The 25338-nt window shown below is 61.2% G+C and carries 22 protein-coding genes; 12 read left to right on the forward strand and 10 right to left on the reverse strand.

The genetic code is table 11. The features are described 5' to 3' along the window. The coding region (locus CN311_RS26840) for a glycosyltransferase family 4 protein (RefSeq protein WP_165779865.1) at positions 1-575 on the reverse strand (575 nt) is incomplete at its 3' end. Between the two features lie 164 nt (positions 576-739). On the opposite strand from CN311_RS26840, the gene CN311_RS26845 reads away from it, so the two are divergent. The 5 genes from CN311_RS26845 to CN311_RS26865 all read left to right on the forward strand — a co-directional run bounded on the left by CN311_RS26845 (position 740) and on the right by CN311_RS26865 (position 6416). Then, positions 740-2236, forward strand: coding sequence for a lipopolysaccharide biosynthesis protein (locus CN311_RS26845; RefSeq protein WP_097576670.1), 1497 nt, complete (start codon positions 740-742; stop codon positions 2234-2236). 37 nt (positions 2237-2273) lie between these two features. Further along, entirely contained in the window at positions 2274-3296 is a 1023-nt protein-coding gene (locus tag CN311_RS26850; RefSeq protein WP_097576671.1) for a phosphoribosyltransferase, read from the forward strand. Between the two features lie 39 nt (positions 3297-3335). Beyond that, positions 3336-4415 (forward strand): glycosyltransferase, encoded by a 1080-nt coding sequence (locus CN311_RS26855; protein WP_097576672.1) that lies wholly within the window; start codon positions 3336-3338, stop codon positions 4413-4415. Positions 4416-4510: 95 nt separating this feature from the next. Next, positions 4511-5953 (forward strand): GMC oxidoreductase, encoded by a 1443-nt coding sequence (locus CN311_RS26860; protein ID WP_097576673.1) that lies wholly within the window; start codon positions 4511-4513, stop codon positions 5951-5953. Positions 5954-5966: 13 nt separating this feature from the next. Beyond that, the gene (locus CN311_RS26865) at positions 5967-6416 is read left to right on the forward strand and encodes a hypothetical protein (protein ID WP_097576674.1); all 450 of its coding nucleotides are present in this window, start codon (positions 5967-5969) and stop codon (positions 6414-6416) included. A 75-nt stretch (positions 6417-6491) separates the two neighbouring features. Here CN311_RS26865 and CN311_RS26870 read toward each other — a convergent pair whose 3' ends face one another. The 5 genes from CN311_RS26870 to CN311_RS26890 form a co-directional block, all read right to left on the reverse strand. Continuing rightward, complete coding sequence (locus CN311_RS26870) at positions 6492-7823, reverse strand: UDP-glucose dehydrogenase family protein (RefSeq protein ID WP_097576675.1); 1332 nt, start codon at positions 7821-7823, stop codon at positions 6492-6494. A gap of 82 nt (positions 7824-7905) precedes the next feature. Then, a complete protein-coding gene (gene exoK / locus CN311_RS26875; protein WP_425351100.1) occupies positions 7906-8802 on the reverse strand; it encodes an endo-1,3-1,4-beta-glycanase ExoK in 897 nt (298 codons plus the stop codon). A gap of 154 nt (positions 8803-8956) precedes the next feature. After that, a complete protein-coding gene (locus tag CN311_RS26880) occupies positions 8957-9355 on the reverse strand; it encodes a single stranded DNA-binding domain-containing protein (protein WP_097576677.1) in 399 nt (132 codons plus the stop codon). A 283-nt stretch (positions 9356-9638) separates the two neighbouring features. After that, a complete protein-coding gene (locus tag CN311_RS26885; RefSeq protein ID WP_097576687.1) occupies positions 9639-10652 on the reverse strand; it encodes a glycosyltransferase family 2 protein in 1014 nt (337 codons plus the stop codon). Positions 10653-11034: 382 nt separating this feature from the next. Next, entirely contained in the window at positions 11035-11307 is a 273-nt protein-coding gene (locus CN311_RS26890) for an exopolysaccharide production repressor exox (protein ID WP_097576678.1), read from the reverse strand. A 603-nt stretch (positions 11308-11910) separates the two neighbouring features. Here CN311_RS26890 and CN311_RS26895 point away from each other — a divergent pair. Together CN311_RS26895 and CN311_RS26900 are read left to right on the forward strand one after the other, a co-directional pair. Next, on the forward strand, positions 11911-12588 hold the full coding sequence (locus tag CN311_RS26895) for a sugar transferase (protein ID WP_097576679.1): 678 nt from the start codon (positions 11911-11913) through the stop codon (positions 12586-12588). A gap of 166 nt (positions 12589-12754) precedes the next feature. Continuing rightward, complete coding sequence (locus tag CN311_RS26900; RefSeq protein WP_097576688.1) at positions 12755-13963, forward strand: polysaccharide biosynthesis/export family protein; 1209 nt, start codon at positions 12755-12757, stop codon at positions 13961-13963. A gap of 461 nt (positions 13964-14424) precedes the next feature. On the opposite strand, the gene CN311_RS26910 is transcribed toward CN311_RS26900, so the two are convergent. Next, positions 14425-15690, reverse strand: coding sequence for an O-antigen ligase family protein (locus CN311_RS26910; RefSeq protein WP_097576680.1), 1266 nt, complete (start codon positions 15688-15690; stop codon positions 14425-14427). A gap of 245 nt (positions 15691-15935) precedes the next feature. Here CN311_RS26910 and CN311_RS26915 point away from each other — a divergent pair, with 245 nt between their 5' ends. The 5 genes from CN311_RS26915 (at position 15936) to CN311_RS26935 (ending at position 22656) form a co-directional block, all read left to right on the forward strand. Continuing rightward, complete coding sequence (locus CN311_RS26915) at positions 15936-16688, forward strand: SDR family NAD(P)-dependent oxidoreductase (RefSeq protein ID WP_097576689.1); 753 nt, start codon at positions 15936-15938, stop codon at positions 16686-16688. A 59-nt stretch (positions 16689-16747) separates the two neighbouring features. Further along, on the forward strand, positions 16748-18091 hold the full coding sequence (locus CN311_RS26920) for a glucoamylase family protein (protein ID WP_245440966.1): 1344 nt from the start codon (positions 16748-16750) through the stop codon (positions 18089-18091). 159 nt (positions 18092-18250) lie between these two features. Beyond that, entirely contained in the window at positions 18251-18901 is a 651-nt protein-coding gene (locus CN311_RS26925) for a bifunctional DNA primase/polymerase (RefSeq protein WP_097576682.1), read from the forward strand. Between the two features lie 20 nt (positions 18902-18921). Continuing rightward, positions 18922-21048, forward strand: a complete 2127-nt coding sequence (locus CN311_RS26930) for a glycosyltransferase (protein WP_245440967.1) — start codon at positions 18922-18924, stop codon at positions 21046-21048. Positions 21049-21081: 33 nt separating this feature from the next. Beyond that, positions 21082-22656 carry a glycosyltransferase gene (locus tag CN311_RS26935; protein WP_097576684.1) on the forward strand — a complete coding sequence of 525 codons (1575 nt, stop codon included), beginning with the start codon at positions 21082-21084 and terminating at the stop codon, positions 22654-22656. Between the two features lie 113 nt (positions 22657-22769). Here CN311_RS26935 and CN311_RS26940 read toward each other — a convergent pair whose 3' ends face one another. The 3 genes from CN311_RS26940 to CN311_RS26950 all read right to left on the reverse strand — a co-directional run. After that, on the reverse strand, positions 22770-24209 hold the full coding sequence (locus CN311_RS26940; RefSeq protein ID WP_097576685.1) for an aldehyde dehydrogenase family protein: 1440 nt from the start codon (positions 24207-24209) through the stop codon (positions 22770-22772). Between the two features lie 113 nt (positions 24210-24322). Continuing rightward, positions 24323-24808 carry a hypothetical protein gene (locus tag CN311_RS26945; RefSeq protein ID WP_097576686.1) on the reverse strand — a complete coding sequence of 162 codons (486 nt, stop codon included), beginning with the start codon at positions 24806-24808 and terminating at the stop codon, positions 24323-24325. 153 nt (positions 24809-24961) lie between these two features. Next, on the reverse strand, positions 24962-25338 hold a 377-nt coding region (locus tag CN311_RS26950), incomplete at its 5' end, for a (2Fe-2S)-binding protein (RefSeq protein ID WP_208866580.1).

Genomic DNA, 25338 nt, shown 5'->3' on the forward strand with positions numbered 1-25338 from the left:
TTCTCTGCCGCCATACCATCGTCCGGTGACATAGCGGCAGTCTCGAAATATTTGTTCTCGAGCAGCTCTACCGGCGCCGCGACCTGCCCGAACGGCTTGAAATAATTGGCAATGAAGGCCGGCGAACTCGTCACCAGGAGTTTGACGTCCCTGGCCAGATAGCGCTCCGTGCCGCGCATCGCCTTGCCCAGAAAGTCGTCGCGAAGCAGTAGGCGATGGATGTCGAGACACTCATAGACGATCGGCACCGATGCCTGGAACGCCGACCGGGCGCGCCGGGCAAGCGCCAGCATTTCCAGATTGCGCGCGATGATCAGGTCGGGCCTGGGTATCGAACCAAGTCTCGAGCCGATGGAAGCCGCCGCCCTCGCAACCGCAGCCAGACGCTGACCGAATCGGCCATCGCGCGTCGCGCCAAGGTCGATCGGCCGCAATCCCTCGACGTCGGCAATCGGGCTCACGGACCGACGGAAACCCGCCAAAGTAACCTCAGCGCCGCCTGCCTTGAGCATTATGATACGCCGGCGTACCGCCGGGTCGGAGACGTCGTGTACCAAGTACAAGACATGCAGCATGAAAATTCGACCGCTGTTGGCCCGCCCGCGAGGAAGTTAGTACAGCTTTTGCTGCATCGCAACATTTTTGGTGCGACGTAGCAGAAATCCACGTTTTTTGTTGCACTGCAAAAATATTGCCGTAGTTTGGTGACCGGGCCGGCACAAGATCAGGGATCCTGAATTTGCAAGCCAATGCATTCGATCCGCCAGAGGGTTCTCTTCGCAGATCGGTCGGACGTGGCGCTATCGTCACGGCCTTGGCACAATCGGTGCGTGTTGCGACGCAGATCGTCTCCGTCATCGTCCTGTCGCGGCTTTTGTCGCCGCAGGACTTCGGCGTCGTGGCGATGTGCGCGCCGGTGCTCGCCTTCATCGCGCTGTTCCAGGATTTCGGTCTGACCCAGGCGACAATCCAGAAAAGTGGAATCAGGCATGAGGAGGTCAACTACCTCTTCTGGATCAATGTCGCGGTCAGCACGTTGCTCGCCTGCGTGCTTGCCGGTGCCGCACCCCTGGTCGCGGCGTTCTACGGCGAACCGCGGGTGGCGGGTCTGGTGGCCGCATTGGGGCTGCAGATCATCGCCTACGGCCTTGGCGCCCAGCACCTGGCGCTGCTGACGCGGCGCATGCAATTCGTTCGCCTCGCCGTCATTGATGTCGCGAGCGCCATCGCCGGCCTTGCCGTCTCGATCGCCTGGACGTTCATCGACCGTTCCTACTGGGCGCTTTTTGCCGGCACGCTGACAGGCGCCGTGCTGCCGACGCTTTGCTTCTGGGCGAGCTCGCGCTGGCGACCCAGCCTGCCGCGCAAGGTAGACGGCATCAGCGCGCTGATCAATTTCGGCGCCGGCATCACCGGGTTCAATTTCGCCAATTTCTTCGCCCGCAACCTCGACAATGTGCTGATCGGAAAATACTGGGGCGAGGCGCAGCTCGGGCTTTACGACCGCGCCTACAAGCTGCTGCTGTTTCCGTTGAGCCAGATCACCAATCCGTTGTCGAAGGTGATGGTGCCTGCCCTTTCCAGGCTGAAGGACGAACCGGACCGCTACCGCAGCGCCTATCTTCGCGTCATGCCGCTGATCTTGCTGGTGGCGCTTCCCGGCGTTGCCTTCGCCACCGCCATGTCCGACGTGCTCATCCCCTTCGTGCTTGGCGAACAGTGGCGGCAGAGCTCCGATATCTTCCTGGCGCTCGGTTTTGCCGGGCTGCTGCAGCCGCTCAACAATCCGGCGGGATGGCTTTTCGTCAGCCAGGGCCGCTCAGGCGATTTCATGCGCTGGGGTATCATCACAGCCTTGACCTCGGTGCTGGCCTTCATCATAGGCCTGCCCTATGGCGCGCTCGGCGTGGCGATCGCCTATGCGGCCAGCGAGTATCTGAGAACACCCTTCCTGTGGCTCTATATCGGCAAGACCGGGCCGCTCAGGGCAAGCCATGTGCTGCGCGCGGCAACGCCCTTCGTGCTTGGCGCGCATCTGGCGCTTGCCGCCATCTGGTTCGCCAAGCCGCTGCTGCCCGGGCAGCACATCGTCGCCATGGCGAGTGCTGCGGTGCTGGCCTACATGATCACCATCGTGATCGCGGTGGCATTCGCTTCCGGCCGCGAGGCATTGCGCGAGGCCTTGAAGCTCTTGCCGGCACGGGTGCCCGCGGCTGCACCAAGCGAGGCGAAGTAACATGTACGGACATTCATACGAGGACCGGGTCTAATCCATGCACTACCGATCGATCTCCGACATGAACGATGCCATTGTCAGGAACCTTCGCCGGCTGCCGCGCGACATCGACCTGGTGGTCGGCGTTCCCCGCAGCGGTATCCTTGCCGCAACGCTGGTCAGCCTGACGGCGAACATCCCGATGACCGACCTGGACAGTTTCCTCGCCGGCAAGATCTATACTTCGGGCGTCACCAAACGCCGTGCCGCGCTCGACCGCAAGGCTTCCGAAATGCGCAAGGTGCTGGTGATCGACGACAGCGTCAGCGGCGGCGCGGCCATGCGCGACGCACGCAGCCGGATAGAAGCCGCCGGCATCAAGGCGGATTTCACCTATGCTGCGGTATTCGGCCTGGTGCCGCAATACCAGGAAACCGATCTCGTCTTCGAAGTGGTGCCGCATCCACGGATGTTCCAGTGGAACTTCATGCACCACAAATTCCTCGCCCAAAGCTGCGTCGACATTGACGGCGTGCTTTGCCTGGATCCGACCGAAGCCGAAAACGACGACGGGCCGGCCTACGAGAAATTCTTGAGCGAAGCGCTGCCGCTCCACTGCCCGACCCGCAAGATCGGTTGGCTCGTCACCAGCCGGCTCGAGAAATACCGCAAGCTTACCGAAGCATGGCTTGCCAAGCACGACATCCAATATGATCACCTGATCATGCTCGACCTGCCGAGCAAGGCGGAACGGCAGCGGCTTGGCGTGCATGGCAGTTTCAAGGCCGATTTCTATCGCAAGTCCGATGCCATCCTGTTCATCGAAAGCGAGCATCCGCAGGCGCTCAAGATCGCCAGCCTATCCGGCAAACCGGTGCTGTGCGTGGAGACACATCTGGTAAGCTATCCCGATGCGCTGTCGCTGCCGGCACTCGGGCAGAGCGCGCGCAATCTCCCGGCCAGATTGCGGCAGATCAATTCGCCTGACGGACGCAAAACGGCCATCAAGAATGTCGCGCGCACGCTGCTTGGCGAACGCGGCTACGAGACGCTCAAGAACCGCGTCAAACGTCCGGCCTGACCTCACCGAAATGCGAGATGCGACAAGGAGCCCTGTCCCATGAAAATCCTTTTTGCAGGCGGCAATGGGTACACGCCGCAATTCAGCGGCGGTGTCCAGTCCAGCACCCATCATCTGGCCGAGCAGTTGCTCGAGCATGGGCATGAGGCGTCGGTGCTTGCCGCCCTGTTCGGCCAGGGCGTTTTCGGGCTCAAGGCGCGCGCCAAGATGAAGCTTCTGAGGCAGCGCGCGGTCATCGACAGCTATCCCGGCTATCCCGTGGTGCGCGCCTGGTTCCCTTGGGAGGCCGCGCGCTTTGCCGTCGAGAAATTGAAGCCCGACGTCGCCGTGGTCCAATGCCACAAGTCGGTTCCGATCGGCAAGGCGCTGCAGGCCGAGGGCGTGCCGCTGGTCGTCTATCTCAGGAATGTCGAGTTCCATGAATTGGGGGGCGACCTGCGCGAGCTGCATTCGGCGCACTACATCGCCAATTCCGAATTCACGGCGCGCACCTACAAGGAAAGGTTCGACATCGATTCGACGGTCATCCCGCCGACCATCAATCCGGCATTCTACTCCACGCCGACGACTGGCGAATTCGTCACACTGATCAACCCCTATGAGGAAAAGGGCTTCGAGCTTGCGGTGCGCATTGCCGAGGCATGTTCCGAAATCCCGTTCCTGTTCGTCGAAAGCTGGAAGCTCGACGACGATCATCGGGCACGCATCGAGCAGACGATCGCGCCGCTCGGCAATGTCACGCTGGAGAGCCGCACCAGCGACATGAAGACGGTTTATGGCCGCACGAAGATCCTGCTTGCCCCGAGCAAATGGGAAGAGGCCTGGGGCCGGGTGGCATCGGAAGCCCATTGCAGCGGCATCCCGGTTGTCGGCTCGCGCCGCGGCGGCCTACCCGAAGCGATCGGCGCCGGCGGCATGGTGCTGGACTACGAGGCTCCGCTCGCCGACTGGGTGGCTGCGATCCGGCTGTTGTGGAACGACAGCCGGGAATATGCACGGCTCTCGGCGGCCGCGCGGACATTCTCCGAGCGCCCCGCCCTTAATCCCGAGCGCCAGTTCGCGACTTTCTTCTCGCTGCTCGACAAGGCCACACAACAGCCTTCACGAAAAGCTGCATAGGGGCCTGATGCGCGTCGCGACGCGAACCGGCGCGGCACGAAGGAGTGGCACGAGGCCGTGATGAACGCGCTTGTCCCAAGAAAGGGTTTTATCTAATGGTGCTGGACGTCAGGCCGGACAAAATCGCCAACGACCATTTCGATCTCGTCGCCATCGGTTCCGGTTTCGGTTCGGCCTTCTTCCTGCATGGGTTCGCGAAGCGGCGAAAGGCCCGCATTCTGGTTCTGGAATGGGGCCGGCATAACACCCATGAATGGCAACTCGACCGGAACGCCAACACCGACATCGACGATGAGACGACCTACAAGACCAATTCCGACAAGCCTTGGAACTACACAATCGGATTGGGCGGCGGCACGAATTGCTGGTTCGCGCAGACGCCACGCTTCCATCCGAACGACTTCAGGCTGAAAAGCCTTTACGGCATCGGCAACGACTGGCCGCTGGACTATGACGAGCTGGAGCCGTTCTACTGCGATGCGGAAGACGTCATGTCGATCTCCGGCGATCCCGACATGGCGGCGATGATGCCCCGCTCCAGGCCGTTTCCGCAGCCGCCACATAACATGTCGACGCCGGACCGGATGATGAAGGCGGCGCAGCCGGACCAGCACTTTGTCATGCCGACGGCGCGGGCGCGTGTACCGACGGCGCAGCGAACCGCGTGCTGTGCCAATTTGCGATGCGGCCTATGCCCGGTCGACGCAAAATTCACCGTCAACAATGGCCTGATGCATGTCTTCGAGCATCCCGACGTTTCGGTCTGCCTCGGCGCCGAGGTGCGTCGTCTCGAGCAGGTCGGAGGATCGGTCCGTTCGGTCACATTCATGCACGACGGCAAGGAATACCAGGTCACCGGCGATCTTTTCATTCTCGGCGCCAATGCCATCCAGAGCCCGGCGATCATGTTGCGCTCCGGCCTGTCGGGCGAATTCGTCGGCCGCGGCCTGCACGAATCCTACGGATGGAATTTCGAAGCCTATCTCGACGGTGTCGACAATTTTGGCGGCAGCACCATCACCACCGGCTTGAATTTCGGCCTCTATGACGGCCCCCACAGGTCACAGCATGCGGCAGCCCTCGTCTATTTCGAAAACCGCTGGCAGCACGGGATGCGCCCGGAAAAGGGGCGTATCCGCCAGACGCTTCCTCTTGTCATCGTGACCGAGAATCTGCTCGATCCCGAAAACTTTGTCACCCTCGACAAGGCCGACAACGCATTCGTCAGTTTCAAGGCACCGTCGAACTATGCCGTCGAAGGCATGGCGCGGGCGCTGGAGAAATTGCCAGCGCTTCTCGCGCCATTGCCGGTCGAACAGATTTTCGATCGCGGCATCCGGCCAACCGAGTCGCATGTCCAGGGCACGTTGCGGATGGGCTCGAGCCCGGCGGATTCGGTCGTCGACAGCGACATGATCCACCATCAGCTGCGGAACCTGGTTGTCGTCGGCACCAGCACCTATCCAAGCTGCTCATGCGTCAACCCAAGCCTGACCGCGGCTGCCCTCTCCTTGCGGGCGGCGAGCCGTATAGCATGAAAGGAGACGCCAGATGATCGAGGTTTCGCGACGCGCGGCGCTGGCCATCCTGGCCGGCGGGGTTGCTTCGTCAGGTATCGCCTACGCCGCCGTTTCCTCGCTTTCGGAGGAGGACCTGGTGCGGGTCACACTCGAAAAATACTTCGGCAAGCTCAACATGCGCATCGAACATCTGCAGCAATTCGTCCTGGAATTTCGGAACCGCAATCCGTGGATATTTCCGAACGAAAAGCTGGGCGATGCCGTCACTCTGCTTGAGGAGCTGAAACTGGGAGCCGCGCGCCAGCTGCTGCCCGAAGAGAAGAAGCAGGATCTCAGGCATTTCGACCGTTGGGTGATCGCCGAATTCCATATGCTGACCGACTACGCCTGGCGCAGTTCGCCAAACGACCCGATCCGGTTTACCGGCTGGCATCCATGCACCAACCCATTCGCCAATCTCGAGATGCGCCAGGACGCCTAGAGAGGTTCATCGTTTCAGGGAAACGCCGAACCGGTCCATCTCATTGTTTTTGCGCAATTTCCCGGGGAAATTGCCTCATGCCGCCATCCTACCGATCGAGTGGTATTCGATGCCGTGGCGAGCGATGACCTTGGGATCGTAGAGGTTGCGGCCATCGAAGATGATCGGCGTCGTCAGCGCATCCTTCATCGCGTCGAAGGACGGGGCGCGGAAGCTCTTCCACTCGGTGGCGATCAGGAGCGCGTCGGCACCGCGCAGCGCTGCCTCCTTGGTTCCGCACAGAAGCAGGTCGTCGCGCAGCCCGTAGATGTGCTGGCATTCCTGCATCGCCTCGGGATCGTAGGCCTGCACCTTTGCGCCGGCCTTCCAGAGCGCTTCCATCAGGACACGCGCCGGGGCCTCGCGCATGTCGTCGGTGTTGGGCTTGAAGGCCAGGCCCCACAGCGCGAAGGTCTTACCTTTGAGATTGCCCTTGAAATAGCGGTTCACCTTGTCGAACAAAACCGACTTCTGCGCGTTGTTGCGCTCCTCGACCGCGCGCAGCAGTTTAGCATCGAATTTGACGCCTTCGGCGGTCTTGATCAGGGCGCGCACATCCTTGGGGAAGCACGAGCCGCCATAGCCGAGGCCCGGGTAGATGAAGTGGTAGCCGATGCGCGGATCGCTGCCGATGCCCTTGCGGACCTCCTCAATGTCGGCGCCGAGCTCCTCGGCCAGATTGGCCATTTCGTTCATGAAGCTGATCTTGGTCGCCAGCATGCAGTTGGCCGCGTATTTGGTGAACTCGGCGCTGCGCACGTCCATCACGATCATCTTCTCGTGGTTGCGGTTGAACGGGGCGTAAAGCTCGCGCATCACCGCCTCGGTGCTCTCGCTGCCGGTGCCGACGATGATGCGGTCGGGCTTCATGCAGTCGGCCACGGCGGAGCCCTCCTTAAGGAACTCCGGATTGGAGGCGACGTCGAATGCGAGATCCTCGCGACCGCGCGCCTTCAGCGTGGCCGCGATCCTGGCCTTGACTTTTTCGCAGGTGCCGACCGGCACGGTCGACTTGCCGACGACGATCTTGGGTGCGTCCATCTCCCGGCCGATAGTCTCGGCAACGGCCAGCACATATTTGAGGTCGGCCGAACCATCCTCGCCCGGAGGCGTGCCGACGGCGATCATCTGGATCTCGCCATGCTTGACCGCGGCGACGGCGTCGGTGGTGAACTTGATGCGGCCGGCCGCATGGTTTTCCTTGACCAGGTTTTCGAGGCCGGGCTCGTAAATCGGAATGAGGCCCTGATTGAGCCGTTCGACCTTTTTCGCGTCGACGTCGACGCACACCACCTGATGGCCGACTTCCGCGAGCACCGCCGCCTGCACGAGACCGACATAGCCAATTCCAAAGACCGTCAGATTCATTCGGTTTCATTCCTGTTCAAGGCTTCGGACTGTCTTCGGTCCGGCCGGTTCAGATGCGTTTTTCCAGGGCGTGATTTCACGACTAGTTCGTTATGCTGCATACCAGCGATTCCGGAAACTGGCACGGCTGGCCCAGTGCGGTAAATGCGACGCGATCCACTTGCATGGTGAGCTTGCGGCCGGGATCCGAGAATGGTCCCATCCAGCCTTTCATCGTATCGCTGCCCCAAAAGCTGAAGAATATCTTTTGCGCATGGGTGGGAAGCTTTGCCGGATCGGTAATCGTGTTCACAAGCTTGCCATTGACGTACCAGCGCAGCCTGTCCTTCTCCCAGACGAAGGCATAATCGTTGAAGGCCTTGTCGGCGCCGCCCTCGACATCGACCAGCTTCTCGTTCTTGCCCTTGCCGGCGATGTAGGCGTTGACCTGCACCTTGGACGTATCCTTGGTCAGGATCTCGAAATCGATTTCATCCCATGGCTGCTTGTCGGAGGGACCGATATAGGAAAAGAAGGCCGCATTGAGGCCGGATCCGGTGTCCGTCTTCATGCGCGCCTCATAGGTGCCATAGCCGAAGCGTTGCTTGGTCTGGATTTCGGCGCAGGCGAAGTCGCGGTCCTTCAGCTTGCGCTTCTCGAAGCCGAGGGCCAGCACGCCGTCGGAAAGCTTGACCAGGTTCTTGGACCAGATGCAGTTTTGAAAATCGCCATTGCTCCAACCGTCGGCAATATACCAGCGTGAACGGTCGAATTTGCTGAAATCATCGACGAATGACGGTGCGCTTTGGATATCTTGGGCACGGGATGGGGCCGGGCCTGCAATCAGGCCGCCGAGAGCGACCAGCACAAACGCCCCAATCGAGGATAGCCGTCTCCCTTGCCTGATCCAGCGCAGGAACGGCATTCGGCCGGTTGATGGGCCGCCGGTTATTGGGATGCCAGTTTTCGGGGTCGACGTGCTTTTCGGATACGCGCTCATACCAAAATCACCTTTGTGCTGTGCGCCCCCAACCCAAAGTCGATGTTCGAACCGTGATGAAACAAGCTAATCTTGACCCTTCGTCCAGCCCCGTGCCTGGCCTCTTGCTCCAGCGTCAGCCTGTTGCCCGCGACGTCGGCCAGGATCCTGGCTTTCAGCGCGCGCCGGCAGCCGGCTTGGCCAGAGCGGCCTTGGTAGTGGAGCCATGCTGGGCGCTCTGGTCGAAGATTTCATCCAGCGAATGACGGATGTCCTTCATCAATTCGTTTTGACGGGTGAGCGCTGCGATCCGGCGCTCGCAATTCAGGATCGACCTTGTCAATTCACTGACTTCCGCCGAACTGCTGGAGGACGCCGCTCCATTCTCCATCGCCTCGACCAGGAAGGCCGCGTTGGTGGCCTTTGTCCGGTAGCGGCTCTCAAGTCCGCTCTTTTCCGCTTCGACCTCGGCGGCGATCTGGTCGAACAGCTTTGCCAGGCGATCCAGACGCGCAACGTCGGTCTGCCTGTCGCGGGCCGGATTCCTTGATCTGAAGCCGAATATCGAAGCCATATGCTCCTCTCACAGGGAGATATTTGGGGCCGTTTCAATCGGCCAACCAGAATTGCTGCACCGCAACATACAGTGCCATCCCAGGAGCGAGTAGGCAACCACCTAAAGCGTGTCGCACCTGAAGAAATCCACTGGATTCTCGTTAAGCCTTTGTTTTTATGTAATTTATACGCACGAATGGCTGCGCCACCGGGCGGCAAGCATCAGACCGAAACTCGCGAATCCGGCCGGGACGGCGCGGTAAGACGCTGATGGCATGAGAGGCAAGCTCTGCTCGAACCGCTTACCTCTCGCTGGCCGCGCTGGTTGCAGTCATCAGAAAGCGCCGAGGCGGCACATGCCGGTGCTTTGAGAAGCCGATGTGGCGGAACAGCGCCTCCAGCTTGTCGGCAGCCACACCGCGAACGATGGGGACAAGATTGGACTGACTGGCCAGCGCATAGCGCGCTGCCGATGCCAGGCCCTGCTCCGCCTTCACGTCGAGGAAATTCCGTAGCCGGTATTTGTCGCGCACATGCCGCTCGTGCCTTCTGAGCACGGCTTTCGAACCTTCCGGCAAAGTGTCGATCGCCAGCAGCGCCAGATCCGCATCGGCCAGGCGTTTGAGATCCTGGGTCCTGTGCCGGCCACTCAGCGAATCGGCGCGAACGATCGCCCCATAGCCACAGGATCTGATGACCTTGAACCGCGCCCCGCATGCGACCGCGCGCGCGTAGAGCTCGTAGTCTTCGCCCAGGCGCAGGTTTTCGTCGTAGCGCAGCCCATGCCGATCGAGGAAGGCACGGCTGATCACCGGTTTGAGGAAGCCCAGTTCACCCCTCTGCACACGGCGCCTGGAAATGTTGCCCTCAATGAAGCGCTCGAAATCGAGAAACTCGGGATCGGCCGAAAACCGCGGGGCGACGATTTTCGAGACATCGGTCGCCGCATCGTCGCGGATCAACATGATGTTGTCGGCGGCGAAATCCCAGTCGGCGCCAGCGAACAATTCGCCAAACCTGCCCGTGAGAAAGAAATCGTCGGCGTCCAGAATGCTGATGAACGGCGATTTGGACCTTGCTATCGCGGCGTTGCGGGCGAAGGAAGGGCCCTGGTTGACGTCGAAGCGGATGATGCAAAGCCGGCCACTGCCATCATCGGCCGCCTGAGCGACCTTGGCTGTGTCGTCGGTGGAGGCGTCGTCGACGACGACGACTTCCGCCACCTCCGGTTCGCGCAAAGCCGATGCGATGGCGGCCGGGATTGTCCGTGCTGCGTTGCGGGCGGCGATGATCACGCAGACCTGGGATCCTGTCATGGCTTGGCCTTTCGATTGCACAGTCGGCTCCGAATTTCCTTCCCCTTCCCAACGGCCGGCACAGTCGTCGAATGCCCGGCTCATCGCTGCCGGAGTTCGAAATGCGTCGGCCGACGCTTATGCTGCAAGCGCTATGCTGCAAATGCGAAGCAAGCATCGCCAAAATCATTCGCGCCGTCCAGTCTTTCCTTTCGGGCGCAAATCGGCGAGGAGCTAGCACCCACGGATAGCGGGCGTTGCTGTACAGACCGCCGGTGACCGTTGTGAATCAAGCCAACCGGAGCTCGGTCACATCCGTTCGTCAGATAAATGCTGTTTGAATGCTGTCAACGTAGCCGGCAGGGACCATATGTCCTAGCGCCGAATCAGCGTGGACCAGCTCTCAGCGCAGGCTTCGCCTGGCGCTGAACTTCTCGCCATCGGCCGCGTCGGCCGAACCCAGTTTTCGTTCAGCGTCGCGAATTTTGTCAGCCGGCGTCGGGGCGTTTCTGGCAATCATGACGAAGACCAGCAGAAAGTAGCCCAGTTGAATGACAATGGCGCAGCCGATAACGCGAAAAAGCGTCGTACTGAACGAGGCGCCACCCAAATAGGACCAGGCGACCACGATCGCCAGGGCGAAAATCATGCCGACGATGAATTTTGGTAACGACATACCCCAAAGCCTGTCAAATCTGCTCGGGCATAAATCGATGATTGACCCACCCCGAGCCTCCCTTCGCCATGCGGGCTTATCAAAGTGCCCGCTTTTCGGCCGGTTGCTTCCGGCCTTTCCACCCTGTCCGTACTCCGACAGAAACCAATTGCAATTCTATTGGTGCGTGCAATATCCGGCAAGGCCAACCACAAATAAATTTGAATGAGCTGACCAGATCGACTCTGCCATGCTGCGACGCACACATAGGTATCAACGCCAGCGACCGGATATGAGTTCCCTTCAGTAAGGTCCCCAATATTGATTAGTATTTTACGCTAAAATCCATCTATATTTCGTACCTCCAAGACCCCCTGATGCTCTCAACTGCCGCATAACGAGCGAGTCGCCCGAAATCGGTCTCAAAAAAGCACTAGTTTTTTCAAAGTTGCCTATAATATGTCACACACACGCCACAAAGGGCAAATTTTGTGCAGGATCAGTTTATTATTTAGTCAATTCATGACGCGATTATTTCAGGCCGGCGGGAAATTGTGTGTTGCGCTGCACCATTTTTTTGGTATCGTGCACCGAACCATCCGTTCCACGTATGGAGACTAAAGAATGAGGGACATCGCCAAGCCGGCCAATGCGGATTTTTCGAAGGCCGGCATCGATTTTCCGCCACCAATCGGCGGTCTCATCAAGCGCAGCTTCGATATCGCCGGTTCTGTGATTGGGCTGATTGCTCTCAGCCCATTGTTTTTGATGGTCGCGTTGCTCGTCAAATTTTCCGACGGCGGGCCGATCTTTTATGGTCACAGCCGAATCGGACGGGGAGGACGGATTTTCCCCTGCCTCAAGTTCCGCACCATGGTTCAGGACGGCGAACGGGTGCTGGCCGCACATCTTGCCGCCAATCCGGACGCCAAGGCCGAATGGATAGCCACCCGCAAGCTGAAGGACGATCCGCGCGTGACGCGTGTCGGCGCCGTGCTGAGGAAGCTCAGCCTCGATGAACTGCCGCAGATCATCAACATACTCCAGGGTGATATGAGCCTTGTCGGACCGCGCCCCGTGGTGCGTGACGAACTTGAGATCTATGGCAATTCGGCCGTTTACTACCTGAAATCGCGCCCCGGTCTGACCGGGCTGTGGCAAGTCAGCGGGCGCAACGATGTCTCCTATGACAGCCGTGTCGCCTTCGACCGCCACTATGTCGAGAATTGGTCGCTGTTCGAGGACATTCGCATCATCATCAAGACCGTTCCTGCGGTCTGGATGTCGCGAGGCTGCTACTGACCGGGCTTGCCCGCATAAAGAGGCGAGCCTGTCTAGACGGCAAGTATTCTGCAGCAAGCTAAATGGGCGGGGCCAAAGCGGATCGGAACACGTTCAGTTGAAAACAGATATCTTCGAGATCTCCCACGCCGGCATTCTTGCGAATCGCATGCGGCGGAAGTGGCTTATGGCCATGTGCCTCTCGCTGGCGATTGCCGTTCCCCAATTTGCCGCCGCCGACGAGTACCGCCTCGGATCACAAGACAAGCTGACCATCCGCGTCGCCGAATGGCAGACGGTCGAGGGCACGTTCCGCGACTGGTCAGCCGTCAACGGAGAGTACACGGTTGGCCCCGCCGGAACATTGTCGGTGCCGTTCGTCGGTGAAATGCCCGCATCCGGCAAGACCACGGCCGAGATCGCAGCCGCGATCGGCCAGGCGCTCCAGCGCAAGCTCGCTTTGGCGGACCGGCCGGAAGCCTCCGTCGAAATGGCGCAGTACAGGCCGTTCTATATTTCCGGGGAGGTCCAGACGCCCGGCCAGTATCCTTACGTCCCGGACCTGACCGTCCTGAGGGCGATGAGCATCGCCGGCGGTGTCCGACGGAGCCCCGAAGGACAGCGGTACGATCGCGACATGATCAATGCCAAGGGCGATTTTGACGTTCTCCAAGACCAGCGGGTCCGACTGATCGTCAGGCGCGCGCGCATCGAAGCGGAGATCGCGGACAAGTCGGCGTTCGACGTGCCGAAGGAGGTGGCCGACGATCCAAAGCTTCCCAGCATCGTCGCCGACGAAATGGCGATCCTGACGGCCGACCAAAAGAAGCTCAAGCTGCGCTTGCAGGCGCTCGACGACCTGAAGGCGTTGCTGCAGAGCGAGATCGAATCGCTGCAGAAGAAGATCGTCAACCAGCAGCGGCAGGTCGACCTGGCAAAGGAACAGCTGAACGGCATCGGCTCGCTGGCGCAAAAGGGCCTGGTCGTCAACACGCGGCTCCTGAATTCACAACAGACGATCGCCGACCTGGAAGGCCAGATCCTGGACTACGACACTGCCATCCTCACCGCCAAGCAGGCGATCAGCAAGGCCACCCAGGACGCCATCGATCTGGAAAACACCCAGAATGCGGGCCTGGCCGCCGACCGGCAGCAGACGGAAGCCGATCTCAGCGAAACAATGCTCAAGATGAACATGCAAACAGGCCTGATGTCCGAAGCCATGTCGGGGAACCCGGCGTTGCAACGCTATCGCGACGGCGAAGAGCCAACATTGTCGTTTGGCCTGGTGCGGGTGGTCGACGGCAAGACCAGCGAAATCACCGCCAGCGAAGACACGCCTGTGCTGCCCGGAGACGTGATCAAGGTGAAACTGGCGCCAATGGCTATCCAATAATGGTCTGAGACTTAAATCCCGGGGGGTTTGGTCGCGTCCTGAAGCCGAAAACGGCGTGGCGTCCTTCTACGAGCCGATGGGACAATTCTCTCCTGAATGCCTACACAGAAGGCAGACACCTCTCATCCGCACCGCTGATGAACATCCTTTGCTAACGTCAGACTTCGCGTTGGCTCGCCGCTATTTCAGCAATGTCCAGGTGGAATATTTCGGCCTTTGCTCCGCCGGAAGCGCGCTGATGCCGCTCATGCATGTTGCGCAAAAGTGTGCAGCGGTTTTGCGATAACGACATGCATAAAACAAGAATCTAGGGCGCGTCGCACGAGGCCGGTCGAACGCGACGCTCCTAACTCCTTCGGGCCTGATCGATAGGCGGCGTCTTCAATAATCCTGTCTCCGTTTAAATCGGGGGGCACAGCGTAGTTGGAGCTGGGATCCGCGATCACCCTGCGCGACATGCATTAGCCCCCTGCGGTTTTTGGTTCCGCGAGGTTGGCCGCGGTCCACCGGGGACGGGCAATAGGCACCTTCACCAGCTTGAAGTAGCTGTAATAGAGGAGGAAAGAACCCGTGATATAGGGGTTGAAGGTATCGATCTCGACGAAGGAGCGGATGACCAGAAGCACCATCACGCCGGCAAGAATCACCGACTCGGCCTGCCATGTCCTGAATATCAACGCCGATATGTGGCCCCACAGCGTGCGCAGGATGATCAGCGAAATCAGCGTCGCGCCGATATAACCAAGCTCGACGAGGGCTTCGATATAGGTGTTGTGGAAGTGGAAGCCGCTGCGGGTGGTGATGTAGAATTCGTTCCAGAGCCGCTCGGCCTCGGCGAAACCCTGCACCCAATAGGCCGCGTAGCCGACGCCGAGGATCGGCGATCGCTGCGCGGAATTCCAGCCCTGCTGCCACAGATAGGTCCGACCGGTGAGCGTGGAATCCTTGCCAAAGAGGCCAAGGACGAAATCCAGAAGGCCCGCATTCACGGCAACCAGCGCGGCCGTGACCAGTCCGCAGGCGCCGACCAGGAAAATCACCCGTCGATAGCGGAGCGAAAGCGTCTTGGACATGGTAAGCAGAGCCACCAGAGCGAGAACCGCCGGTACGGAGGCCGTTGAGGTGGCCGAATGTGCAGCGACCAGCAGATAGGTTGACAGAACGACGACCGGCACCGCCAGGAACAGGCTCAGCCGGCCGCGTCTGAGAAAGACCAGATAGACAACGCAAAAGTAGATGCCGAGAGACGCGACAAAGCCGAGCTGGTTCTTGGAGCTGAACGCGCCGACGAAATTGTATGTTCCGTCGAGTCCGTCATAGGAATAACCGCCGACCGCGAGCGAATAGAGCAGGACGAAAAAAATCCCGATCAGGGCACCAATCGTCAACGTCCGAACGCTGACGGTGCGCGCGGCGATATAGGCGCAGGCGATATGGGAACAATACTGGACCGCAGTCCTCGCCGTGATGCCAGGGGCATCCGACCAGAACACCGAGAAACAGACATAGAACGCAAAAATCAGCGGAAGCCAGGCACTGGAGACGCCCCGCAGCAGCCGCCGGTAGTCCACCAGGATAAGAGGCAGCCAGACCGCGTAGTAGGCCAGGATCAGGATCTGGCCAAAAATGCTGGAATAGGAAAATGCCCAGACGGAAACGGCAACGGCAAATGCGCCGTAGACCGAGTTCTTCTCCGGGTCGATCAACAAAGATTTCGGAATCTTCATCTCGGTAGCGGATTCCCGATCATGCAACTCCACGCAGTTGGCGCCGATTCGCCGCCGCGCCCCTGAGGGCATTTCCATTGTGCAGTGCAATATAGCCCAACCTCCGCCATCTGTCACCCAAAAGACATTGGCTGCTATCGAGCAGCCCGGCCGGCGGCCTGCCCTGTCCGATCCGTGCGCTGCATTCCAGCTTGAACTTCTCTGCCGTTGACTTCACATTCGCCGCCGATTGGGAGGAAGATCACATGCCGATGAGTTTCAGGGGACGGTTTGCCGGACGCTCGGCCGTGATCACCGGCGGCGCTTCCGGCATCGGCCTCGCCGTGGCGCAAAGGATCGTTGACGAGGGCGGGCGCGTTTCTATCTGGGATCGCGATCCCGCCCAGATCGAGCGGGCCAGCACTGTCGTTGCGAACCTGCACGGCGTGACAGTCGACGTCGCCGATCCCGCAGCGGTCGAAGGCGCCGCCCGGCAGACGATCGAGGCGCTTGGCGCGGTCGATATCCTGGTCACCAGCGCCGCCATCACCGGACCGAACATGACGATGTGGGAGTATTCCACCGATGACTGGCGCCAGGTTGTCGACATCAACATCAACGGCGTCTTCTACTGCAACAGGGCGCTGGTCCCGCACATGCTGGAACGCAATTACGGCAGGATCGTCAACATCGCCTCGATCGCCGGCAAGGAAGGGAACCCCAACGCGTCGGCCTACAGCACATCGAAGGCGGCGGTGATCGGCATGACCAAGTCGCTCGGCAAGGAACTGGCCAAGACCAAGGTGACGGTGAACTGCGTCACGCCGGCCGCCGTGCGCACGGCGATTTTCCAGCAGATGAGCCAAGAGCATATCGACTTCATGCTGTCGAAAATACCGATGGCGCGCTTTGGCGAGGTCGAGGAGGTGGCCGCGCTGATCTCATGGATCGCTTCCGAGGAATGCTCGTTCACGACCGCCGCCGTCTTCGACGTTTCCGGCGGCCGGGCCACCTATTGAGGCAGACTGGACGCGACCTGCCGACAGGCCCCGCGCTGCCCGACCGGAGTCCTCTTCATTTGCCCGACATTGAACCTTCCCTGCCCAACGAGGACTTGCTCGACCGCTTCCAGCGCGCGGCCTTCGACTATTTCCTGGAAACCGTTAATCCGCAGAACGGGCTGGTCGCCGACACCTCGCGGCCAAATTGGCCGGCAAGCATCGCTGTCGTCGGCTTCGCGCTGTCCTGCTATCCGGTCGGGGTCGAGCGCGGCTGGGTCACACGCGATGCCGCCGCGAAGCTGACGCTTGCCGCACTGCGTTTCTTCTGGAACAGCCGGCAAGGCAATGGCGACGATGTCACCGGCCACAAGGGCTTCTACTATCACTTCCTCGACATGCGGACCGGCCTGCGTGCCTGGCGCTGCGAACTATCGATGGTGGACACGGCACTGCTGATGGCCGGCGTGCTGGTGGCCGGGGCTTATTTCCAGGGCGACGGCGAAGACGAGGTCGAAGTCCGCGAACTGAGCGAGGCGCTCTACCGGCGCGTCGATTGGCGTTGGGCGCAAGGCCGCCGTCCAACCTTGCGGCAGGGCTGGAAGCCGAAGAGTGGCTTTCTGTACTCTGACTGGGAGGGCTACAACGAAGCGACGATCCTCTATGTCCTGGCGATGGCCTCCCCGAACAGACCGGCCTCGGACGACAGCTACGGCGCATGGACGGCGACATATCAGTGGGAGAATATCCATGGCTACGAAGTGCTTTATGGCGGCCCGCTGTTCATGCACCAGTTCTCGCATGCCTGGATCGACTTCGATGGCATTCAAGACGCATTCATGCGGGAGAAGGGCTCGGACTATTTCGAAAACAGCCGACGCGCGACCTACATTCACCGCGATTACGCGCGGCAAAACCCCCATGGCTTCAGCGGCTACGGCGACGGGCTGTGGGGTCTTTCGGCGGGTGATGGACCCGGCAACTTCCGTGCGCGGATCGAGCAGCGGCCGCGCAGATTTTCCGCCTACGCGGCGCGTGGCGTGCCCTTCGGCCCGGACGACGGGACGATCGCGCCATGGTCCTGTCTCGCATCGCTGCCCTTCGCGCCGGAAATCTGCTTGCCGGCGCTGCGGCATCTCACAGAATGCCACCCCGAGGTGATCGGCAAATTCAGGATGCCGAGCGGCTTCAACCCGACTCTGGCGAACCGGCGAGGCTTCGGCCCGAGCGGCTGGGTGTCGGAAGGACACTATGGCCTGGATCAGGGCATCGTCGTGCTGATGATTGAAAACCACCGCTCACGCTTGATCTGGGATCTGATGCGATCAAGCCCGCATCTGCGTCTCGGCTTGCGAAAAGCCGGATTTAGCGGTGGCTGGCTGTCGCAACCGGCGAGTCCTCCAACGCCTGGTTATGTCGAATAGTGGCCATGGCTTTTGCGGCGACAGCGGCCTGATCAAGGATCAATAGTGGCTTGCACATGCTGAGCGGCCGCCAGAGCTTGACGAAAGCACCATTCGGCTAAAGAAGTTCCCCTGACAAAACAAGTTCCAAGTGAATCGCATGGCCGCGGAATACGCCGGATGCCGCCTGACATAACAACCGACTATGCAGTCCGGCTTCTGGCACAGGGTTACATATGCCTGCCACTTCGTGCCGGCGGCAAGCATCTCGACCTCGAGGCGATGGGCTATGATCCGCTGCATCTGCGGACGCGACGCAAGGATTTGAAGGAACTCGCTTTCTGTTCCATCACATTTCAACTGGCGCAGAAACCGCCGACCCGCGAGGATATCGAGCGCTGGTTTTGCGATTTCACCGGAAATGTCGGCATATTGGGAGGGTTCTCCAACCTGCTGATCCTGGATTTCGACAACGCCGCCGCATATCAAGGCTGGCAGAGCCGACATGGTGAAATTGCCAGCCGCACGCCGATGGCAAGATCCCCAAGGGGCTTTCATGTCTATCTGAGGGCGCGTGAACCGATGGTGTCGTCGAGCCTGCATTTCGGCATGCGCCGGATCGGCCACGTCAAGGCACTTGGCGGTTACGTGGTGGGCAGCCCCTCGCTACTCAAGGACGGCTCCTCCTACGGCTGGTTGGAGAATCAGTCGCCTTTCGATGTCGAACCTCAGCAGATTGACAGCCTTGCCAGTCTTTCATTGCGCCCGGTCATGCCGCTCAAACACTACTATGACCGCATGCTGAACCGCGGCTTCTTCGAGCGGCAGTGAGCAGACCCGGGGAAACGCGATTGGAGGTCACGGTCGTCATTCCGGCAAGGAATGCCGCGGCAACGATCGATGCCGCGTTGCTTAGTCTGATCCCCGACAGAGACCTGATCGGCGAAATCCTTCTGATCGACGACGGTTCGGACGACCGGACCGCGGCGAAAGCGACCGAGAGCGCACGACGATACGGATTGCCACTTGAGGTCGTCAATGTCCGGCTTGGCAGTGCCGGCGCCGCGCGTAACGTCGGCATCGCGCAAGCCAAGGGTAAGTCGATATTCTTCCTCGACGCCGACGACGAGTTGATCAGGGGAGGCCTTTCGCTGCTGCACGATGCGCTTGAACGCAATCCCGGTGCAGGCCTGGCGATCGGGGCCAGCATCCGCCGCACGCGCGGGCGGCCGGACAAGCTCAAGGCGCCGCATGGCTATACAAGCGACAGAGCCGAAAACGCCAGGCGATATCTTCGCAACGAACTCTGGCCGATCGCCATGGGAAGCGCGCTGATTTTGACAGCGGCGACAGCCGCCATCCGCTTTCCCTCGGCGATCGGTCTCGACGAAGACACATGCTACTGGGTCGCGGTGCTCGCGCGCTACGATGCAGCCACGATTTCGGCACCGGTGCTGCTCTATCATCACGACGAAGCCAGAATGGCGCAGCGCTTCATCATTGCGCCGCGCCGGACTTTTCTGGCCATAGCGCTCGAACTGGACAAGCTGACGGGCCTGGGCGTCGACAGGAATGCCCTACAGTGGCGAAAAGCCTGGATAGCGCAGCGAATTTCACGGCAGCTGATCAAACACAAAATGTACGCCGACGCGGCGGCCATGATGCGCGCCGTTCGTGCCCACAAAGTATCCGGTCAAAGCTGGAAGGCCTTGCAGTACAGCGCCCGCATCCACTTCGGGAACCTGATGCAAGGGCATGTGCCTGGCACATGGCCTTCTCCCCCCGTCCCACGCCGTGGCAAGGAGCAGCGCACGCTGGTGCTCTGCTACGATCCGGCCTTCCCGCCCGTGTCGGGCGCGGATTTAAGGAACCATCGCAACGCCATGGCTGCGGCGGAACTAGGGCCGGTCTGCCTTGTCTCGATCCGGCCTCAGGCCGATCCGTCGAAACCGGCCGACACCCGCATTCGAACGGAGGCCTTGACGCTCGCGGGAGAGGCCCGCACGGCCTCGATCGGCTGGTGGAGAACAGGCGCCGAGAAACGAACTCCGCGCGTCGCGCTGAGGCGTCTGGAGGCAATTATCCGAGCGTTTGGACCGGACAGCATCGTCGTCGAGGGCATTGCCTTGTTCAAGCTGCTCCGACCCTTGCGGCCATTGGCGGGGCAGCTCATTCTCGACATGCACAATGTCGAATCCGATCTGGCCGGGCAGTTGCACCACGCTGACGGGACAAGATCGTCGCCGGGTCCCTATGGCGTCAGGCGCCTCGAAAGAAAGGCGCTCGGCATCGTCGACAGGGCCTGGGTCTGCTCGCGGCTCGACCACGATAAACTGGCCGCACTGTCCCGGCGCGAGGTGCCGATCGATATTGTTCCGAACGGCATCCCTCGTTTTGAGGACATTGCGGTTGACCTGCCGGTGGAGGCAGCATCCGAAAGCTTTCCGGTTATTCTCTTCATCGGCCATCTCGGATATCAGCCAAACATCGATGCCGCCGGGCGTCTTGCCCGCGCCATCCTGCCCCGCATCCAGGAAAGGTTTCCGATGGCAAGACTGGTTCTTGCCGGCCGATACCCCAAACCGGCCGTGAAGGCGCTGAGCGGGCTGCAAGGCGTCGACCTCGTCGAGAATCCGGGCGATGTCACGCCGCTGCTGGCTCGCGCGCATCTCAGCCTCATCCCGCTTTCGGCGGGTGGCGGCACGCGCATCAAGATCCTCGAAGCGATGGCCTGGGGCATTCCGGTGGTCGCGACGCCGCTGGCGGTCGAGGGCCTGGACCTGGTCGACCATGAAGAGGTGCTTCTTTCGGATACGGATAAAGGACTTGCCGACATGGCCATCGAGCTTTGCCTGGACCGCGCGCGCATGGCGAGACAGCGCGCCCGCGCGCATGAGGCCGTGTGGTCCCGATTTGGCCCGCAAGCCATCCGCAATGCCGTCAGCGCCGGATTTGGTCTGGACGATGCCGGCAGATGACGCACTTTCCAACCGCCGATCGATGAGCTGCCGATGATCCCCACCATCCTGCATCAGACGTGGAAGACCGACAGCGTCCCTGCCCGCTTCCAGGGCCATGTCGAGAGCTGGAAACGGCACCATCCCGGCTGGACAACTATGTTCTGGAACGACCGGATGTTGCTTGAGTTCGTCGCCGAACATTATCCGGATTTCCTGCCGACCTTCTGCAGCTATTCGCACGGGGTGCTGCGCGCCGATGCGGCACGCTACCTGCTGCTTTACCATTTTGGCGGGGTCTACGCCGATATCGACTGCGAATGCGTGGCGCCTTTCGATCCGATCATGGGCGAGGATCGGATCGTGCTCTGCACCGAGCCGGCTTCGCACGAACTCGTCCAGGCGAAGTTTCGAGGGCTGCCCTACCTGCTGTTCAACGGCACGATGGCGAGCCCGCCCCGGCACCCCTTCTGGCAGCAGCTTTTGTCGCTGTTGCCGGGATTGGTCCATGCCAAGGAAGCGCTCGACGCGACCGGCCCTTGCGTGCTGACCTCCGCGCAGCTCGGCTATCGCGACCAGACGGCCTTCGCCATTCATCCGAACGCCTTGTTCGCGCCAATGGACTCGGCCGGGCGGATGGAGACGCAAGCCGGCGATGGCACGCCGACGCTGTCGATCCATCACTGGGCGGGCACATGGTGGACGGCAAGGCCCGCGACGCGGTGGCGGGACAAGGTTCGCAATCACGCTTACCGGTTCTGGCACCATCTGACACGCGGCGCCCATCTTGACGAGGCCGCGGCGAAAGCGGGCGTAAGCCAGGCGGCGCTTTCAGCGGGGCGCCCTTCGGGCTCGAACATTGCCGTACTGGTGCCGCTTCGCGATGCGGCCGACCACATCCAGCCCTTTCTCGATGCCTTGCAAAGGCTCGACTATCCCAAGAACAGGATCAAGCTGGTCTTTTGCGAAGGCGACAGTTCCGATGGCAGCTGGGACAGGCTGAAGGCGGCAACGGCGCCGCTTGCCGCCAGCTACCGCGGCATCGTCCTGCTGCAAAGGCATCTCGGCACAAGCCTCGACCGGGACAAGCGGGCAAGACCGCGGCAGCAGCGCGAAAGACGGAGCGCCCTTGCCAGGATACGCAACCATTTGATCGACCACGGGCTGGATGCCGATGATGACTGGGTGCTGTGGATCGACATCGATGTCTGGCGATTCCCGAGCGATGTCGCCAACCAATTGATCGCAGCCGGGCATCGCATCGTCGTTCCCAACTGCGTCAGGATCGCCGGCGGCGACAGCTTCGACCTGAACAGTTTCGTCACCACCCAGCCCGAAAAGAACTATCGCTACTATCGCGACATACGCGGCGGTCTTTACCAGCCGCCTGCCTATTCGATGGCCCGGCTGCATCTGAGCGATGTCAGGCATCTCGAAAGCATCGGTCTCGATGGAGTCGGCGCAACCATGCTACTTGTCGATGCCGCATTGCATCGCGGCGGCCTGCGGTTTCCGGAAATCCCCTATCGCGACCTGATCGAAACCGAGGGCTTTGGCGCCCTCGCCAACGATCTGGGCATCAGGCCGGTCGGCCTTCCCAAGCTCGAGATACTGCATGTTCCGTGGTGACGGGATGTCGATCCCATACACTTACCGCACCTTGTGCGGCGAGCCAAGTCGGGCCGGCATTTTTGAATGTCTTCCGGCCTGCCTGATCCGTGCGTGATACTTGCCGAACTTGATTAGCCGGCAAATGTATAGGCGGTTTTCACAGTGGTATAGAATTCCGCCGCGTAGCGGCCTTGTTCGCGCGGGCCAAAGCTCGATCCCTTGCGGCCACCGAAGGGGACATGGAAGTCGACGCCCGCCGTCGGCAGGTTGACCATCACCATGCCCGCCTCCGAATTGCGCTTGAAATGCGTGGCGTGCTTGAGGCTCGACGTGCAGATGCCCGAGGTCAGCCCGAAAGGCGTGTCGTTGGCCACGGCGAGCGCCTCATCATAATCCTTGACGCGGATGACGCTGGCGACAGGTCCGAAAATCTCCTCGCGTGAAATGCGCATCTCGTTGCTGGCTCCGGTGAACAGCGCGGGCTGCAGGTAGAAGCCGGGCGTTTCGCGATCGAGCCGTTCGCCGCCGAAAGCGAGATCGGCGCCTTCCTTGCGGCCGATGGCGATGTAATCCTCGTCCTGTTTCAGCTGGCTGTCGTCGACGACCGGACCGATCTGGGTTTTCGCATCGAGGGCGTCGCCGACGACCAGCTTGCCCATGCGGTCCTTCAGCGCCTCGACGAAGCGGTCGTGAATGGCGTCGGTGACGATCAGCCGGGACGACGCCGTGCAGCGCTGGCCGGTCGAGAAGAAGGCGCCGTTGAGCGCGCAGTCGACGGCAACGGCCAGGTCGGCATCGTCGAGCACGACAAGCGGGTTCTTGCCGCCCATTTCGAGCTGAAACTTGCGCATATGCTCGACGCTTGCCGCCGCCACGCGCTTGCCGGTGCCGACCGAGCCGGTGAAGGTGATGGCATTGAGGTCCGGGCTGTCGAGCATGGCCTGGCCGACCACCGACCCCTTGCCCATGACGAGGTTGAGCGCGCCCTTGGGCAGGCCGGCGCGGTGCAGGATATCGACAATGGTCCAGGCGCTCTCCGGGACCAGCTCGGCCGGCTTGAAAACAATGGTGTTGCCGTGGGCGAGCGCCGGAGCAATCTTCCAGGCGGGAATCGCGATCGGGAAATTCCATGGGGTGATGATGCCGACGACGCCGACCGCTTCACGCGTGATCTCGACGCCGACACCCGGCCGCACGCTCGGCACCAGTTCGCCCGCCAGGCGCAGCGTTTCGCCAGCGAAGAAATCGAAGATCTGGGCGGCGCGTATGGTCTCGCCTACGCCCTCGGCCAGCGTCTTGCCTTCCTCGCGCGCCAGGGACCGGCCGATTTCATCTTTGCGCGCAGTGATCTCGTCCGATGCCTTCCTCAACACTGCATGGCGCACCAGAGGGCCGGAACGTGACCATGCCGCAAACGCCGCTTTCGCTGCCGCAATGGCTTGCCGGGCTTGCTCGGCGCCGGCGGAAGCATATTCGCCGACGACATCGCCGGTGTTGGATGGATTGATGTTGCGGGAGCCGGGCTCGCCCACCCACTCGCCATCGATGAGGTTCTTTCGAAACAGGGTCATGTCACAGTCTTCCTAGCCGTTCGGTTGCCATCTATCTGGACCACCGGGCATCGCATCGCAAGGCCGCCGTGCAGTAAAGTTCTGCTGTTCGGCAGGCATATGCTGCGCATATCTCACACTGCGAAAGACCAGAACAGGCAGGCCAGCGTCGCCGCGGCGAAGATGACAAAGAACAGGCTTCTCAGCAGGATATTGCGGCGCAGCTCATTCATGAAGAGATGGCAGGCCACGACGGCCGCCACGAACAGGAAGCGCCAGTTCGGCAGCGCCGTCAGGACGCCAGCCTGGCCGAAAGCCCATCTGGCGGCGAGACAGCCGATGATGGTCGCGAACAACACGATCACCGTCCAGAAGATGGCATCCGCGGCGTTTGTCAAAACGATGCCGGCCGCCCTGATGGGCAGGATCATCATCAGCAGCGCACTGAAAAAATACACCGCGGCAAGCGGGATGAAAATCCCGGCATCGGCAATGTCGTCCAGACGTTTGGCGCCGATTGCGCCATAGGGATAGCCATGCCTGGCTACCGCCAGGCTCAGCGCCATCAGCAAAGCCGTCAGCACGGCGACCAGTGCAAATGAGGTGAGAGCCTTGCTCATGCCTTGTCCCCGGCGAATCGAACTGGAATGTTGGTAGCCCACCGTCTGTAAATGGCTGGTAAGCGTCAAGGAAGCGCGGTGATCAGGCTTTCGGAAATTGCCTTCATGGCGGAACCGATCCCCGTCGCGGGAAATCCAACGGCAGGCGCGCCTTCACTCCGCCGCTTGCAGGCGGCGCGCGTCGATAATGGTTCTGATCTCGGCGCGGCAGGAGCCGCAATTGGTGCCGGCGCCCAGAGCGGCGCCGATCGCCGCGACGCTGGCGCAGCCGCCACGCACCGCTTCCGCGATCTGATTGGCGCCGACCCCGAAACAGGAGCAGACGACGGCGCCACGGTCGATGTGATTGCCGCCCGGCCGCCCCGCCACGATCGCCAGCCGTCCGCGCCGATCGGCATGATCCGCGCCCAACTGCTCCGCGACCCAGCTACGCGACACCGCGACCGGGCCGGGCGCCAGATAGAGCGCGCCGACCAGCCGGCTGCCTGCAAAGCGGGCGAAGCGATAGTGCCCGCCGGCAGCGTCATGAT

The organism is Mesorhizobium sanjuanii (genome assembly GCF_002529485.1).
Lineage (GTDB): Bacteria > Pseudomonadota > Alphaproteobacteria > Rhizobiales > Rhizobiaceae > Mesorhizobium > Mesorhizobium sanjuanii.